Here is a 15,993-nt window from a genome sequence, read left to right as displayed (position 1 = left end):
TTTAAAAGTGAGCTTTTGTATTCTCAGGTTTGGCGCACGCCAGCATGTCGTCAGTGGAGCCAAAGCAGTTGGCCGGTGAATGCCGCTGGCGAGCGAGCCTGGGTCTTAACGGGGGGGTGGAAAGGGCAGACTGATGTCGCAGAAGCGCGACGAACCGGGTGGGGGCAAGGGCGTCAAGTCGAAAGGTCGGCTAACGGATGCGGAGGCGGTCGAGCAGGAAATCGAGCGGCGGGTTCGCGAACGCACACAGGAACTGACCGACGCACGCGACGCGCTCGAAAAACGGCTCGCCGCGCATGAGGCGGTCGCCCAGGCGCTGCGCGAGAGCGAAGCGCGGTATCGCCTGCTGGCCGAGCACGCCAGCGACATGATCTCTCGCCACGGGCCCGATGGCTCGTACCGTTACGTCTCGCCGAGTTGCCTGCCGATGCTCGGCTACAAGCCGGAAGAGCTGCTGGGCAAGTCCGCGTTTGCCGGCGTTCACCCAGACGACGAGCCGATCCTCCGCGAGGTCCGCCAGCAGTTGCAGGACACCGGTATCGGTGGGCCGGCGGTGTTTCGTAAGCGACGGCGCGACGGCAGCTACATCTGGGCGGAAGTGACCGGCCGGGCGGTGAATGACCCGGCGACGGGCGCAGTCACGGAGTTGATCGCCGTGACCCGCGACATCACCGAGCGGCGAAGGGCCGAGCAACAGTTGCGTTTGATCGAGTCGGCCGTGAAGCAGGCCGACGAAGCCGTACTGATCACCGACGCGCAACTCGAAAGGCCAGGCCCGCGGATCGAGTACGCCAACCCCGCATTTGAACGGATGACCGGCTACACCAGCGAGGAGGTCATCGGTAAGACGCCGCGTATGCTCCAGGGCTCGCGTACCAGCCGGGCGGTGCTCGACCAACTCCGCACGCAGCTGTCACAAGGCAAGCCGTTCCAGGGCGAGACATTCAACTACCGCAAAGACGGCGGCGAGTATGTGCTCAGCTGGCACATCGGTCCAGTACGCGACGAGCACGGCCGAATTACGCACTGGGTCTCGATCCAACGCGACATCACCGCCCAGAAGCAAGCCGAGCAACTCGCCCGTCAACGCCAGGCCGAGCTGATTCATGTCAGCCGACTGAGCACGATGGGCGAACTCGCCTCGGAACTGGCACACGAGTTGAACCAGCCGTTAGCGGCGATCAGCAGCTATGTGCAAGGAGCTCTCAACCGCATCGGCGATACGCCGCTCGACCCCGAGGCGTCGCGCGACTTGCTCGGCCGCGTCGCGGCGCAGGCCGACCGTGCAAGCCAGATCATTCGTCGGCTACGCCGATTCGTCCGTAAACGCGAACCGCAGCGCACCCTCGTTGACGTAAATGAGCTGATACGGGGCGCGATCGAGTTGATCGAGCCCGAACTGCGACATCAATCGGTCCAGATCGATCTGGCATTGATGGACAACTTGCCTCAGATCGCCGCCGACCCGGTGCAGATCGAACAGGTGCTGCTGAACCTGATGCGCAACGCGATGGAGGCGATGGACCGGACGCCGACCCCTGAACGAAAGTTGTGTCTCGCCAGCGAGGTGATCGATGACGCTCATGTGCAGATCAGCGTTCGCGACAACGGCTACGGTATCCCGAAGCATCAGCTCGATCATATCTTCGAGCCGTTCTTCACCACCAAGCAGCGCGGCATGGGCATGGGGCTGCCGATAAGTCACTCCATCGCCGAGGCCCACGGCGGCCGCATCGAAGCCCACCCCCTGACCACCGGCGGCATGGACTTCCGCCTCATTCTCCCTACGGAGGGGAATGACGTCGACTGAATACCCCCTTCACAGCTGACGGCGTGATGCGGTGAATCATGTTTAATACGGGTCGGACATGAATTCCGGGTGTGATGGAAGCCCACGGCGTCACGCAGTGGGCTTCGCCTCATGCACAAAGTCCGAGTTTGATGGGCAATCCGTTTTATCTGCGAGTTCAATCACCCCACAAAAAACAGCCGTAGACAGGACGCCCACGGCTGCGGAGGATCTTTGATTGTTTAATCGGCGATCGCGACTTGTCATTCAAGGAAATCAGATTCCAGCGTCTGGCGAATTTTCTCCAGCGCTTTGTTCTGAATCTGACGGACGCGTTCCTTCGTGACGCCGATGATTCGGCCGACCTGTTCGAGCGTCAACGCCTGCCCCTGCTCGTCACCCTTGCCGCTGTCACGATCGATCGCGAAGCGGTGCTGAATGACTTCCTGCTCGATGTCGGACAGGTCCGCGCGGTTGCTTCGGATGATCTGCCGAAGCTCGTCGACGCACTCGTCCTCGTGCGTCTCGCGCTTCTTCTCCATGTAGTTGGACTTCTCCAGCTTGGGGTCGAAGTCCGTTGGGAACATCTGCCGATACTTGCTCAGCTTCACGCCGCTTCGCGAGAACGCCTTGAGGATCGCACGGCAGGCATACGTCGAGAACTTGAACCCGCGCGACACGTCGAACTTGTCGACCGCTCGCAGCAGGGCCATATTCCCCTCGCTGACCAGATCAGCGAAGTCGACTTCGCTCATGCGGGTCCGCTTGGCCATCGCCAGCACAAGGGCGAGGTTCGTCTGCGCGATCTGATCGCGGAACGCCTCGGACTTGTGGAACCAGATGAGCGCTTCACGGCCTTCGTCGGGGTCGATCTCATCCTGCTCGATGAACCTGTCCCGCCACTGCACGGTGCGGAACCGGCAGTAGTTGAACTGAAGGAATAGCGCCCGCTCTTCCTTCGCGCTCAGCAGCACGGTGCCCACGTTCTTGCCTGCCCGTACTTGCGTGGCGTTGTCCATCACCGGGTGATACCAACTGGTGTCCGGCTTCTGGATAGGCGGTGCTTCGTCAAAGACCTTGCGCATCGCCTCAGCTTCGGGCAGATCGAACAATTCGTCGTGCACGTGCTCGAACTTCTCGGTCAGCAGCCGTTTCAGTGTGGCCTGATCGCGGATGTTCAGCGGCCGCTGCGAGCGCGACAAGCTGACCTGCTGATGCTTGCGCGCCTGCGCCAGTGGAGAATGGGGGTGCGTTAGTTTCGTCATGACATCCTGCCTTCGGTAAACGTCAGGGCCGGGCACAGCCGAGCCCTTTTCCGGATGACGCCCGTCGTCGGCGGCATTCGACCAACTCGGATCTCGTGGGGAACCCCTCGTGCAGTTCGTGCAATCAAGGTGGTCCAGCCTTCCCCTGCCGGCCGGCGACCGGGTGTCGCCAGCGAACTGTATTTAGTACGGAGCAACCCACGAGCCAGTTCTCTTTTTTAGAATGCTTCCAAAAAACGAGCGCCCTTTTGCAAAATCCACCAACGAGACCGGTTATTCCCGGCCTCGGGGGGGTATGGCAGCAAAAGGCATGCCGGGGGGAGAAAGGGTTTCTGGTTTGGGGGTTCTCGTTTCTGGTTGGTGCTCAGCGTGGCCAGGTTACTGGTGGGACTGGAGCCACGCTCAACCTTTACCGCTTCACTGAAACGGGCTGGTCGATGACTTGGAACCCTAAACCAGAAACCAGGAACCCATCCCCCAGACGGGACGGCTGTGATCAATCTGCGGCGGCCTGGACGAGGTGGTTGGCGTGCTTTTGAATCCAGCCGATCTTGCGTTCGACCATTTTCAGGAACGCCAGGCCGTCTAGGTGGGCGAAGCTGCCCGTGGCGGCAATGTGGATCACCGCCTCGGCGACCAGTGCTTCGACCATCAGCCAGGGCACGCTCTTAAGCTCCACATGGCTGAGCATCGCGTCGGGCACGCTGTCGTAGCCGCGGAGGAATCGGCGGTAGCGGGACTCGTCAATGTAGGCCGGCCAGTTGATCGGGTCATCGCCGCCGCCGATGATGGAAAACTGCAATGCGCCGTTCGCCACGTCGAGCACGCGCGGCAGGATGCGGGCCGAGTCGTAGTCGATCACCGCCACCACGCGCGAGCCGCGGAAGAGCATGTTGCCCGGGTGCCAGTCGCTGTGCACGGTCTGGGCGGGCCAGTTCGGCAGGCCGAGGCTGTTGACCCGCTCGGCGGCGTTTTCGTAGCTGGCGAGCAACACGTCCAGCAGCTTTTTGATCTCGTTGACCTTGTCGCTGGCCGGGCCGCGGGCGAGGAGGCGGGGGATCTGCTGCACGGCACTGTTGACGGTTCGCGTGGCGTGATACGAGCCCTGCGAGGGCTGATAGCGGGACTTGAAGTTGCGAAGCAGCCGGTGGAACAGGCCGAGGATCTTGCCCGAGTCGCCGGTGGCTTCAAGCGACGCGTCGTAGCCGGCGCCGCGGATGTACTCGAACAGCTCGTAGATGTGGTTTTGCCACTGGAGCATCGAGTTGTTGTCGCGTCGCGTGCCGATCAGGTGCGGCAGGGGGAATTGCCGGTCGGCGAGGTGGATCTGCAATGCGTGACAGAATGCGACCTTCTCTGCGTCGTTCTTGCCGCGGGCCCGGCGTTTGAGCAGGTATCGGCCGGTCTCCGCCTTGACCAGCAGCTTGGGTGCTTTACGCGAGCCGCGGGGGAATTCCTGGATCGCCTCGACGACCCCGATGTCGTAATGCGAGAGCACGATCGCGAGTTCGGACGTGCCGAACTTTGCTCGTCCCGAGCCGCCCGGCCGACTCGAAGCGCTCGCAGTGCTCGCCGCCGACGACACGTCGGCTCCGCTGGCGCCGGCGTTGCCCGAGATGGCCACGACGTCACTACCGATCGAACTCGATGCCGACTTGCTGGCTTTGGACGGGTCTTCGGGCATGGCATCTCAAATTTCGGATTTGGGATTTCCAATTTTCGGGTTCGAGATTCACGCATTTCGAAACATTCGAAATCCGAAATCCCAAATCCGAAATTCCCCGTCACTCAACATTCTGCACCTGTTCCTTGATGCGATCAATCGCGCTTTTGACTTCCACGATGGCCCGGCTGATGGTCGCATCGTTGCTCTTGCTCGCGATGGTGTTCGCTTCGCGAAGCAGCTCCTGCGAGAGGAAGTCCAGCGTTCGGCCGGAGGGCGCGTCTTTCTTCGAATCGAGAATCTGTTCAAACTGCTCCAGGTGGCCGGCGGTTCGGCTGAGTTCCTCGCAGATGTCCGCGCGGTCGGCGAAGAGCGCTACCTCGCGGATCAGGTCGTGCTCGGCGATTTTCATCTTCGCCTGGGCGGTGAGTTCGTCGATGCGCGATCGCAGCCGTTGATGATATTCGTCAATGACCACCGGGGCGCGTTCGCGAATGATTTCCAGACGATTGCGGATCAGATCCCGATGCGTGAGCAAGTCTTCCGCGAGCGATTTACCTTCCCGTACACGCATGGCCATCAGCTTGTCGCACGCCTGGTCGAGCAATTTGAGCACGACCGGCCGGGCGTGGCTGACCAGTGACTCTTCATCTTCGCTGGGCTGGAGCACGCCGGGCAGGGCGAGCAACTGCGTCAGGTCGATGTGGACCGAGTGGTCGCTGATCTTGCTGTGGATGGTTTCCAGGTGGTCGAGGTAGGTCAGCAGTGCGGCGTCGTTGACCCGGCTGGCGGCGTGGGCGTCGCTGAGGCGGAGCTTGACGGTGACGGTGAGCGAGCCGCGGGTGACGCGTTTGCGCAGCGCGGCTTCGAGCTCGGCTTCGAGGCCCGCAATGGACTCGGGCAGGCGGAGGGCGGCTTTGAAGTATTTGTTATTGAGGCTGCGCAGTTCGACTGCGAAGTGCATGCCGTCCACCTGGGTGGACGCGTCGCCGTAGCCTGTCATCGATCGGATCATGGGCGGGCAGGGTCAGCGGCGGCGTCGGACTGACGCAAAGATCATGCGACATCCCGATGACCGCCAGGGAACGGTCGGACTGGGCTGCACGGCACGTTGCCGGGCGGCGCGGAGCTACGGCTTCTCCCATTAAATCGGCCGGTTGCCACCCTCGCCTTGAGAGCGGCGACGTCTATGAGCGGCTTTTCATGCCCGGAAGCGGGGCGGCCGGGATGATCAGTCGTCGGTCGGCTCGGCCTCTGCGGCGCCGTCGTCGGCGTTGGTGTTCTCGGCCTCGTCTTCAAGCAGCGGCTCGGCGTCTTCGGGCACAGCCGGCTGCTCGGGGGCTTCGGGGAGCAGTTCGTCAGTGACCGGCTCGTCCGGCACGTCGTTGGCCGGGTCGGCATGGGCCGGCGGCGGCGTGACGGGGGCCTGTTGGGGGAGGTCGGCTTCGGGGTCGGCCTCGGGTGCGGCTTCGCCCTCGCCCTCGGCCGGGGCTTCGGGCGTGCCGGGGGTGCCGGTGGTGCCGGGGGCGGGCGCGGTCTGCTGAACGGGGGTGATCGGGTCGGGGGCGACCTCGGCGCGGATGGTCCAGGTCAGGCCCATCGCCAGCAGGAGGAAGAGGACGAAGCAGCCGACGGTGACCCAGGTGAGCACGTCGCCGGTCTTGGCGCCGAACGCGGCGGTTTCCGTGCCGCCGCCGCCGCCGCCGCCGAACGCGCTGCCGAGGCCGCCGCCCTTGGGCTTCTGGATGAGGATGACGAGGACCATGAGCAGGCAGGTCGCAAAGAAGGCGATCGCCAGCAACGATGTCAGGAAGGAGAGCGTGAGGAACATGTCGAGGGTCCGGTGTACGGGAAGTAGGCTTTGGTTTTAGCCGGCGTTGACGATGGCGAGGAAGTCGTCGGCCTTCAGGGCTGCGCCGCCGATCAGGCCGCCGTCGATGTCAGGCTGGCTGAGTAGTTCTTTCGCGTTGGCGGGCTTCATTGAGCCGCCATATTGAATACGCACACTCTGGCCAACAGTTTCGTTAAACATCCCGTGAGTAAGCACTTCACGGATAAACTGGTGAGCCTTCTGAGCATCTTCGGGCGTGGCGGTCTTGCCGGTACCGATGGCCCAGACCGGCTCGTAGGCGATGACGACGTCGGCCATCTGCTCGGCCGTGACGCCGGCGAGCCCGTAGCTGAGCTGGGCGGCGTTGACGAAGTTGGTCTTGCCCGCCTCGCGCTGTTCCAGCGTTTCGCCGATGCACAGAACCACCTGAAGCCCGGCTTCGAGCGCTGCAAGTGTCTTTTCGTTAATCAGCACATCGGTTTCGCCGATCACGTGGCGACGCTCGCTGTGGCCGGTGAGGACGGTGGACACGCCGAGGTCCTGGAGCATGGCCAGGCTGACCTCGCCGGTGAACGCGCCGTTGGGCTCGTGATAGAAGTTCTGAGCGCCCAGTTGCACGAGGTTGCCGTTATTGGCCGACAGTCGCTCGGCGACCGGGATGAGGTAGGGAAACGGCGGGCAGACGAACACGTCGGCCTGGTCGCCGTTGGTAAAGCCCTCAGACACCGCGCCAGCGAGGTCTGAGGCCTCGGCGCGGTTGGTGTTCATCTTCCAGTTACCGCCTACGATCGTCTTGCGCTCGGCCACGGGGGCACCTCATATCAGGCTGGGTTCACAGGTCCGGTGCGAACCGGGCAGTATAGCGAAATCGTCGACTGGCGTGGTGTGCGGTGGGGCGGGGCTTGGTAGGGGCCCGGGGCGTGAGGCGTGAGGGGGATGTCCCAAAGGCTGAGCGACTTAAGTCGCTCAAGCCTCAAGCCTCACGCCGGCTCGGGGCGGGTACTTGTTGCCCTCGGGGCCAGCATCTAAGCTTTTCCCATGCCCGGCAACAACACCACCCTCGCCGCGATCTTTCAGCAGATGGCCGACGTGACCGAGTTGCTCGGCGGCAATCGCTTCCGTGTCAACGCCTTCCAACGCGCCGCCCGCTCGTTGCAGGAGCTTGGCGAGGACGTGGCGGGCATCGATCCGGGCAGGCTCAGCAAGCTCGACGGCATCGGCTCGGGCACGGCCGACCGCATCCGCGAATACCTGGACCACGGCAGGATCGACGAACACGAAAAGCTCATCAAGGAAGTCCCCGCGGGTGTGATCAAGCTGCTCGATATCCCCGGCCTCGGCCCGAAGTCGGTCGCCACACTCTGGCAGCAGGGCGGCGTCACTGATACCGCCACCCTAAAGAAGAAGCTCGACACGGGCGAACTTGAAAAGCTGCCCCGCATGGGCAAGAAGACGCTGGAGAACATCAAGAAGAACCTTGCCTTCGCGGAGACGGCCCACCAGCGCATCCGCATCGGCGAGGCGATGCCGCTGGCCAATTGGTTCGTGCATCAGCTGCGCGGCCTGGAGCCGGTCGAGGCGGTGCACTACGCCGGCTCGCTGCGACGCGGCAGGGAAACGGTGGGCGACCTGGACCTGCTTGCCATTGCCGACCCGAAGCAGGGCGAGACGATCAGTAACGCGTTCGTGAAGCTCGAAGTCGTTGAAGAGGTGATTCTCAAGGGGGCAACCAAGACCAGCGTCCGCGCCCGCACCGGGGCGGGGCGGCATATTCAGGTGGATTTGCGCGTGATCGAGCCGGAGGCGGCCGGGGCGGCGCTGCTTTACTTCACCGGCTCGAAGGATCACAACGTCCGCCTGCGCGAGCGTGCGATCGCGCGCAAGCTCAAGCTCAGCGAGTATGGCTTATACAAGGAAGACAGCGAGACGCGCGTCGCAGGCAAGACCGAGGAAGCGGTCTACAAGGCGCTTGATCTGGCGTACATTCCGCCGGAGTTGCGCGAGGCTCGCGACGAGATTGCTCGTGCTGAAAAGGACACGCTGCCCGAGCTTGTCGAACTGCAAGAGATTCAAGCGGAGCTGCATGCTCATACGACCGCCAGCGATGGGCATTGGAGCATCCGCGAGTTGGCCGCCGCCGCTGCGGACCGCGGGTTTCACACGGTCGCCATCACGGATCACTCGAAGGGTCAGGTGCAAGCCAACGGCCTCAACGCCGAGCGGCTGGAGAAGCACATCGAAGACGTCCGGGCCGTGGCGAAGGAGATGAAAGGGAAGATCAACGTGCTCGCCGGCTCGGAGGTGGACATCCTCATCGACGGCAAGCTCGATTACCCCGACAGCCTGCTGCGCGAGCTGGACATTGTCGTCGCGTCGCCACACGCTTCGCTCGCGCAAGAGCCGGCCAAAGCCACGAAGCGGCTGCTCAAAGCGATTGAAAACCGCTATGTGACCATCCTCGGCCACGCGACCGGCCGCATCGTCAACCGCCGGGCGGGGCTGCACCCCGACATGAAAAAGCTCGTCGAAGCTGCTGCGCAGCGCGGTATTGCGATGGAGATCAACGCCAACCACTATCGCCTCGACCTGCGCGACACGCACGCCCGGCTTGCACTCGAACATGGCGTGAAGCTTTCGATCAACACCGACGCCCACGGCCCGGCGGACCTTGATCAATTGATCTACGGCGTGCTCACCGCTCGCCGCGCGGGGGCGAAACGTGAAGACGTCATCAACACGTTCGCGAAGCCGCAGCTCATGAAGTGGATCAACGCGACGCGCCCGTGATGAACCGAACGTTCGCCCGCCCAGGATCGTGGAGCTTAAGCTTCATTGCTCCGCGTCTGGATCAAGTGCATCTCACGTCAGTTCGTTCTGGAAGAACTCCACGATTTCGCCTTCGGGGCCCTTCACGAACGCGATGCGCACGGGTACGGGTGTTTCGACGCCGGGCAGCTTGTTGGGGATATCTACTGCCTTGGGCTCCATCGTCACCTGGCAGCCTGCGGCACGGGCCTTTTCCAGCACGGCGTCCGTGTCGTCGGTGCGCAGGGCGAAGTGGAGAATCGCGCCTTCGTCCGCAGGGGGCGGGGCCTGCTCGGGGCGCTCGAAGATTTCGAGGTAGTTGCCATCGCCCGTGTCGAGCATGATCGCGCGCTTGGGGGCGTCCTGCCAGGCGATCTTGGGTTTGAAGCCGAGCACTTCGGTGTAGAACGCGACGGATCGGTCGAAGTCGCGGACGCGGATTGCAACGTGGTGAAAGCCGGTGATGCTTGCCATGGTTTTGCTCCTTAAAGGCAGCTAAGCGTAGCACAACGACCAATCAACTCGAAACTCGAAACCCGAAACTGCTAAACTTCCCATTGTGTTAAGTCATCGAATCATTCCGTGTCTGGACGTCCACGGCGGCCGAGTGGTCAAAGGCGTGAACTTCGTCGACCTGCGCGACGCAGGCGACCCCGTGGACGTCGCGCGCGCGTACGACGAGGCAGGCGCGGATGAGCTGGTGTTTCTCGACATCACCGCCAGCCACGAAAAGCGGGGCATCATGCACGATGTGGTGCGTCGCGTGGCGGAGCAGTGCTTCATGCCGTTTACGGTGGGGGGCGGGATTCGCACGATTGACGACGTGACCGAGCTGGTGCAGGCCGGGGCGGAAAAGGTGAGCATCAACACGGCCGCGGTGGTTTCGCCGGAGATCGTGCAGCAGACGGCCAGGCGGTTCGGCAGGTGCGCGACGGTGGTGAACATCGACCCCAAGCGCGTGCCGGCGGACGACTACAAGCAGCGTACCGGCCGGGCCGGGACGCCGAGCGAGCGGCGCGGGCCCGACGGTCAGCCGATGGTCTTCGAGGTGCACACGCATGGCGGGCGGACGCCTACGGGCCTGGACCCGATCGCGTGGGCGAAGCGTGTTGTGGAGCTGGGCGCGGGTGAGATCGTGCTCACGTCGATGGACGCCGACGGTGTGAAGACGGGTTACGACGTGGAGCTGACGAAACTCGTTGGCGACGCGGTGGACGTGCCCGTGGTGGCGTCGGGCGGGTGTGGCAGCCCGGCTCACATGATTGACGTGCTCAAGCAGACGCGGGCCGACGCGGTGCTGGCGGCGAGCATTTTTCACTATGGCGAGTACACGATCGCCGAGACGAAGCAGCAACTCGCCGCTGCGGGGCTGCCGGTGCGGGTTTGAAGGCTTCGGCCATTTAGCCGCGTCGCTTGCAACGCGCTTTCGGGATGATTTCGAAGCGCGTCGCAAGCGACGCGGCTAAATGGGTGGGGCAGTGTGGTAAAATCGTGGGTTATGAGTCTTTCGCTTACTCCGTCCAACCAACCGCCGAAGAAAGCATGCTGCACGCCGGGCGATCGGCAGGCAGCGAGCGCGACGGTCGCGGCGCGGCAGGGCTCGGCCACGGCCGACGGCTCGCCGGTGCCGATGGTCGACGTACCGACCGCCGAGCCGATCCGCCACGCTGACATCGGCTCGACCGACGGCATGATCAAGCTGTCCGGCGGGACGTTTCGCATGGGCACGGACTCCGACCAGCAATGGGAGGCCGACGGCGAAGGGCCGGTGCGCGAGGTGAGCGTGCGGCCGTTTTATATCGATGCGACGTGTGTCACGAACGCCGCGTTTGAAAAGTTCGTCAATGACACCGGCTACCGGACCGACGCGGAGGCGTTCGGCTGGTCGTTCGTGTTTCATACGCACTTGCCGAGCAAGTTCGCCAATCGGATGAAGAAGACCAACGCGGTGGTCGGCTTGACGTGGTGGATCGCGGTGCCGGGGGCGTGTTGGCGTAAGCCGTTCGGCGAGCGGTCGGACCTGAAGGGGCTAGCGGACTATCCAGTGGTGCATATTTCGTGGAACGATGCGCTTCGCTACGCGCAGTGGGCGGGCAAGCGGCTGCCGTTTGAGGCCGAGTGGGAGTTCGCGGCGCGAGGCGGGCACGACCAGCGGATCTATCCGTGGGGCGATGAGCTGACGCCGACGGGCAAGCATATGTGCAACATCTGGCAGGGCAAGTTTCCCGAACGGGACACGGCCGAGGACGGGTTCGCCGGTACGTGTCCGGTTGATGCGTTCCCCGCGAACGACTACGGGCTGCATAACACGTCGGGCAACGTGTGGGAGTGGTGCACGGAGTGGTTCGACCCGGCGTGGCATGTCGAAGCGTCGCCTGAGACGCGTGACAACCCGACGGGGCCGCTGACGAACGATGGCGGGCAGACGCATAAGCTGCAGAAGGGCGGCAGCTATCTCTGTCACCGCAGCTACTGCAATCGCTACCGCGTAGCGGCGCGGACGGGGAACATGCCCGACAGCACGACAACGAACGCGGGGTTTCGCTGCGTGCGGGATGTGTGATTCAGATTGTCAGATTTAGAGCATCCTCAAGCCAAACGTAGCGGCCGTGGAATGCGCTAACGGTGGCTTCACGCGGCGCGTTTCGCGGGGCCGCGAGCGCGGAAACGTCATGCCTGATCATTTGCTGCGCGATGCTTACGCCGACGCGGTGGCGGGCGTGGGTTGGCAGAAGTTGCGGAAGTTGTCACGCAGCAGTAGCCGGGCGTCGCGCTGGACATGATCGGCGGTGACGTTGTAGCCCGCGTCGACCAAGTCGGCGTACTTGTCGACCAGCACGTTAGCGATGATCTTCCGCGAGTGGTCCCACTTGTAGATCAGTTGGTCGAGGATGCGCGCATCCGAGTGTTGCGGGGCGAAGCTCGTGCCCAGCAGTTCGATGCGTTCGCGGGTCATCTCTTCGATGATGGACGGGTTGTTGAGGAACCACCAGCAGCCGAACAACATCAGGTTGCCGAACTTGCGGGCCGCGACGCAAAGCTCGTGCTGGTTCTCCCGGCTGAGCATGGTGACCATGAACTTGTTGTCGGGAAAGCGGGCGCAGAGGTTGACGACGCTGAGGATGTCGGACTTGCCGACCATGTCGCCCGCGTCCTTGAGCGCGGGGTTCACCTGCATGCGCGAGCCGATCATCATCGCCCACGGCAGGCCACGCTCGGCCAGCGTCGGCATGAGCACCTTCTCGATGAACGTGTTGCCCGACTTGTTCTGCGGATCGGGGTAGCGGAACTCCGGCGGCAGGCTCATCGCGACATAGACCGCCTTCATCCGGTCCAGCCAGTCGTTGAGGAAGCGGCGGGTCTCGTCGATCGTCTGCTGACTGAACTGCTCGGTGACTTCATAGCCAAGCTCGGCGAGGCATTTCACCGCCGCCGGCCAATCGCGAAGCAGCTTGTCGATGCGAAGCACGGCTTCGAATCGCGGGTCGTCGCCCACGGCCGGGTTCGACTCCCAGATGCCTCGCTCGTGGTCGGAGAAAACTTCGTTGGTCATCGTGATGCTGTCGACGTTGGCGATCTGCATCACCTTGTCGATGTAGCTGTCGGCATCCTGCTGCGCGAACCACTTGCGGTAAGGCTCAAGCGTCTTTTCGTTCGGGTCCAGACCAAGCTTCTTCAGCGTGGTCAACACGCCACGGCAGGCTTCGCTGATGGGCGTGCGCTCGACGAAGACGTGCTTCCAGATGTGGTCGGCCTGCTCGGTCTTGCTCATCGCCCAGAACTTGTCGTAAGGCAATTCGCTCGCGGGCACGATGCGGTAAACCTCGGCGACGAGGTAGTGGTAGGTCACCAATTCGTCGATGCCCCACAGCAGCAGGCCCTTGCCCGTGCCGTCCGCCGCGTGGCCGAAGCCGGGCGTGTAGCAGTGGGTGTGCAGGTCGGTGACCGGCTGGGCTTCGATGGTCTTGCTCACGAGTTGCTGTAGCTGCTGACGATCCATGGCGGTGTCTCCGAAAACGGTCGTGGTGATTCTTAAATCAGGTCGTTTTGCTCTATCGTACCGGATGAGACGGCTATTGTTGAGCGAGGGGGTTGGTTTCAGGTTTCAAGTGGGTGACGCCCACGGATTGAATCCGTGGGCTTCGGGTAATGGAATGATTGACATGGCAAACGGATGGACGGGCGGACAATACAGCTTGGTGCGCGTGCTCACCGCCGCGATCGTCGCAGTGGTGGTGGGCAGCGCGATCGCGGCGGGCGGCGTGGTGCAGATACTTGTGGGGCTCATGCTGCTGATGCTCGCGGCGGCGTTTGCGGTCGGGTGGCGTGGGCGTGAGGTGACGGTGGCGCTCACATTGGGGCTGCTGTTGCTGACGCTGTTGCTGGACTACCCGCGCGTGTGGGAGAGCCTGGCGGTGCTCGGGCCGATGGTGCTGGTGGTGATGTTGGCGGTGCACGCTCGGCTGGCGTGGGCGGGGCCGACGCCGTACGGGTCGCTTGACGCGCGCGGCCGGTTGGATCCGGGGGGCGAGTGGCAGTTTCCATCGTGGCTGTTCCGCAGATTGTGGCTGGCGATGGGGTTGGTTTACGTCGGTGGGGGCGTGCTGCTGTTGCGCGACGAAGCGTGGCGGCTGGCGGAGGCGTTGTTTTATGACGATGGGCAATGGGCCGTGCTGCCCTGGGTGGGCACGATGCCCGAATGGTTGGGGCGCGGACTGACGTGGTTGCTGCTGGGCACATGGTTAGCGTTCGGGCCGTTGGCGCTGTCGCGGCGGAACCGTCGGCTGGCATGGTCGCTCACGCTGGGGGTGAACCTGCTCGTGCTGCCGTTGGCGGGGTACTGGGCGCTGGCGCTCGCGCTGACGGCGGTGCATCTGCTGGCGTTCAACCCGTTGTGGCTGCCGGCCCGGCCCCGGAGCCAACCATCGACGCCGCCGGCGACGGTGTACTACGACGGCCATTGCGGGCTATGCCATCGCTGGGTGCGGTTTGTGCTCGCGGAAGATGTGAAGGGTGAGCAGTTCGTGCTTTCGCCGTTGGACAGCGAACATTTTCGCGAGCACGTGTCGGCAGCGCAGCGCGAGACGCTGCCTGACTCGATCATCGTCCGCCGCGGCGATGGCGAACTGCTCGTACAGTCGGCGGCGGTGCTTTACATCCTCGATCGCCTCGGCGGGTTGTGGCGGGTGGCGGCGATGCTGGGCCAGGCATTGCCCGCGCCGTTGTGCGACGCGGTGTACAGCCAAATCGCGGCGGTTCGCCGACGGCTGTTCGCCCAGCCGACTGATGCGTGCCCGATGATGCCGCCCACACTGCGGGCGCGGTTTCGCATATAACGGCAGCCGATCACGCGACCGGCGCAGCGGCGGTGCGACTCGCGACGAGCTGCCGGGCAATGTCGTGCAATTGCGGAAAGCGGCGGTCCCATGAATAGTCCCGCGCGATCGCTTGCCGACGACTGATGAGTTCGGGCGTGTTGTCACGCAACAGGCGGTCGATCGCCTCGGCGAAGTCCGCTGCCGAGTCGGCATACGTCAGCACGTCATCCAGCGGCTCGCTGGTCAACGCCGCGATGGGCGTGCTCACCACCGGCTTGCCCGCAGCGAGATACTCAAACGTCTTCAACGGCAACGAGCAGTCCGTCACGCTGCTCCGCCGAAACGGAATCAGACACACGTCCAGCCCATGTACGTACGCGGGCAGTTCGTCATGCGATCGAGCGCCGAGCAGGTGCACGTTGGGCAGCCGACGCAGCGGCCGGACGTTGGTCGTCGGGTCGCCGCCGCCCACGCCGCCGATGAGCACCAGCGACACGTCCGGCCGATCGCGTGCCAGCGTCGCCAGCAGCTTGATGTCCACCTTATAGCCGGCGATGTTGCCCACGTACCCCACGCGCGGCCGAGGCAGTTCGGCCAGCTCCGGCGGCACGGGCGCATCGCTACTTTCAAATCGCTCAACCTCGCTGACGTTGGGCACGCAGTGCACCGCTTTCGCGCCGTCACGTTTGACGCGTTGTGCTAATGGAGCGGACGTTGCCAGGCAGACGTCGGCCGACTTGATCATCCGCCGTTCGACTTCGCGCAGCGCCGCAGCGTTGACGCCCGGGTTGCCCGCGTAGTCGTCGACGCAGTGGTAGATCGTTCCCAGCGCACTCGCATGCCCCACCAGGTCGATCCCCGCGGGGAGGAACGACCACAGCAACGCCTGCCGCATGCCGATGGCTTTCATCGCCCGCTCGGTGGCGTTGATCAATTGTCTGCGGTTCCACTGCTTGAGGCTCGCCAGTCGCGGGGCGGGCCACATCATCGGCGCGATCGTCCAGATTTGCGGCTCGACCGGCTGGTGGCTATTTCGCGCGGGGCGTGTGCCTCGCTGGGCCCAGCTGCGCAGTCGGCGGGTCATTTTCGCCAGGTCGGACGGGTGCAGCGGGTTGGGCGTCCGCATCGCGGTGGGCTCGATATAGAGCACGCGATGTTGCACAGCCAGCCGACGGGTGATGTGATGGCAGTTCAGCGGCGCGTCGGTCGCCCACGGCGCGGAGCCCAGCACGACGATATCAAACGACCTGCCCACGAGCGTTGCTTACCTTGCTTTGCGTTGTTTTGCTTTAAGTATTGGTTCGGTGCGCCGCGGATCAGGG

13 protein-coding genes are annotated in these 15,993 nt (G+C 63.8%); 5 read left to right on the top strand and 8 right to left on the bottom strand.

The genetic code is table 11. From position 1 onward, the window contains the following. Window positions 1-133 precede the first annotated feature (133 nt). Window positions 134-1,810, top strand: coding sequence for a PAS domain S-box protein (locus ACERK3_08305; protein ID MFA9478296.1), 1,677 nt, complete (start codon window positions 134-136; stop codon window positions 1,808-1,810). Between the two features lie 242 nt (window positions 1,811-2,052). On the opposite strand, the gene ACERK3_08300 is transcribed toward ACERK3_08305, so the two are convergent. The 5 genes from ACERK3_08300 to tpiA form a co-directional block, all read right to left on the bottom strand. Then, window positions 2,053-3,054, bottom strand: a complete 1,002-nt coding sequence (locus tag ACERK3_08300; GenBank protein ID MFA9478295.1) for a sigma-70 family RNA polymerase sigma factor — start codon at window positions 3,052-3,054, stop codon at window positions 2,053-2,055. A gap of 496 nt (window positions 3,055-3,550) precedes the next feature. Further along, window positions 3,551-4,738 (bottom strand): phosphotransferase, encoded by a 1,188-nt coding sequence (locus ACERK3_08295; protein MFA9478294.1) that lies wholly within the window; start codon window positions 4,736-4,738, stop codon window positions 3,551-3,553. Window positions 4,739-4,838: 100 nt separating this feature from the next. Then, the gene (locus tag ACERK3_08290) at window positions 4,839-5,720 is read right to left on the bottom strand and encodes a YicC/YloC family endoribonuclease (GenBank protein MFA9478293.1); all 882 of its coding nucleotides are present in this window, start codon (window positions 5,718-5,720) and stop codon (window positions 4,839-4,841) included. A 228-nt stretch (window positions 5,721-5,948) separates the two neighbouring features. Continuing rightward, window positions 5,949-6,548, bottom strand: a complete 600-nt coding sequence (gene secG, locus ACERK3_08285; GenBank protein ID MFA9478292.1) for a preprotein translocase subunit SecG — start codon at window positions 6,546-6,548, stop codon at window positions 5,949-5,951. A gap of 36 nt (window positions 6,549-6,584) precedes the next feature. After that, window positions 6,585-7,355, bottom strand: coding sequence for a triose-phosphate isomerase (gene tpiA, locus ACERK3_08280; GenBank protein ID MFA9478291.1), 771 nt, complete (start codon window positions 7,353-7,355; stop codon window positions 6,585-6,587). A gap of 231 nt (window positions 7,356-7,586) precedes the next feature. Here tpiA and polX point away from each other — a divergent pair, with 231 nt between their 5' ends. Continuing rightward, the gene (polX, locus tag ACERK3_08275; protein ID MFA9478290.1) at window positions 7,587-9,335 is read left to right on the top strand and encodes a DNA polymerase/3'-5' exonuclease PolX; all 1,749 of its coding nucleotides are present in this window, start codon (window positions 7,587-7,589) and stop codon (window positions 9,333-9,335) included. A 72-nt stretch (window positions 9,336-9,407) separates the two neighbouring features. On the opposite strand, the gene ACERK3_08270 is transcribed toward polX, so the two are convergent. Next, window positions 9,408-9,827 (bottom strand): VOC family protein, encoded by a 420-nt coding sequence (locus tag ACERK3_08270; protein MFA9478289.1) that lies wholly within the window; start codon window positions 9,825-9,827, stop codon window positions 9,408-9,410. Window positions 9,828-9,912: 85 nt separating this feature from the next. Here ACERK3_08270 and hisF point away from each other — a divergent pair, with 85 nt between their 5' ends. Then, window positions 9,913-10,740, top strand: coding sequence for an imidazole glycerol phosphate synthase subunit HisF (gene hisF / locus ACERK3_08265; GenBank protein ID MFA9478288.1), 828 nt, complete (start codon window positions 9,913-9,915; stop codon window positions 10,738-10,740). A 111-nt stretch (window positions 10,741-10,851) separates the two neighbouring features. After that, window positions 10,852-11,916, top strand: coding sequence for a formylglycine-generating enzyme family protein (locus ACERK3_08260; GenBank protein ID MFA9478287.1), 1,065 nt, complete (start codon window positions 10,852-10,854; stop codon window positions 11,914-11,916). A gap of 135 nt (window positions 11,917-12,051) precedes the next feature. Here ACERK3_08260 and ACERK3_08255 read toward each other — a convergent pair whose 3' ends face one another. Further along, the gene (locus tag ACERK3_08255; GenBank protein ID MFA9478286.1) at window positions 12,052-13,353 is read right to left on the bottom strand and encodes a glucuronate isomerase; all 1,302 of its coding nucleotides are present in this window, start codon (window positions 13,351-13,353) and stop codon (window positions 12,052-12,054) included. A 163-nt stretch (window positions 13,354-13,516) separates the two neighbouring features. Here ACERK3_08255 and ACERK3_08250 point away from each other — a divergent pair, with 163 nt between their 5' ends. Continuing rightward, complete coding sequence (locus ACERK3_08250; protein ID MFA9478285.1) at window positions 13,517-14,689, top strand: thiol-disulfide oxidoreductase DCC family protein; 1,173 nt, start codon at window positions 13,517-13,519, stop codon at window positions 14,687-14,689. A gap of 10 nt (window positions 14,690-14,699) precedes the next feature. On the opposite strand, the gene ACERK3_08245 is transcribed toward ACERK3_08250, so the two are convergent. Further along, window positions 14,700-15,926 (bottom strand): glycosyltransferase, encoded by a 1,227-nt coding sequence (locus tag ACERK3_08245; protein ID MFA9478284.1) that lies wholly within the window; start codon window positions 15,924-15,926, stop codon window positions 14,700-14,702. Window positions 15,927-15,993 lie beyond the last annotated feature (67 nt).

The sequence above is a fragment of the Phycisphaerales bacterium AB-hyl4 genome (assembly GCA_041821185.1).
In the GTDB taxonomy this organism is placed as follows: Bacteria; Planctomycetota; Phycisphaerae; order Phycisphaerales; family Phycisphaeraceae; genus Natronomicrosphaera; species Natronomicrosphaera hydrolytica.
Note: the sequence above shows the minus strand (reverse complement) of the source record. Positions and strands in the feature narration are given on the sequence as shown.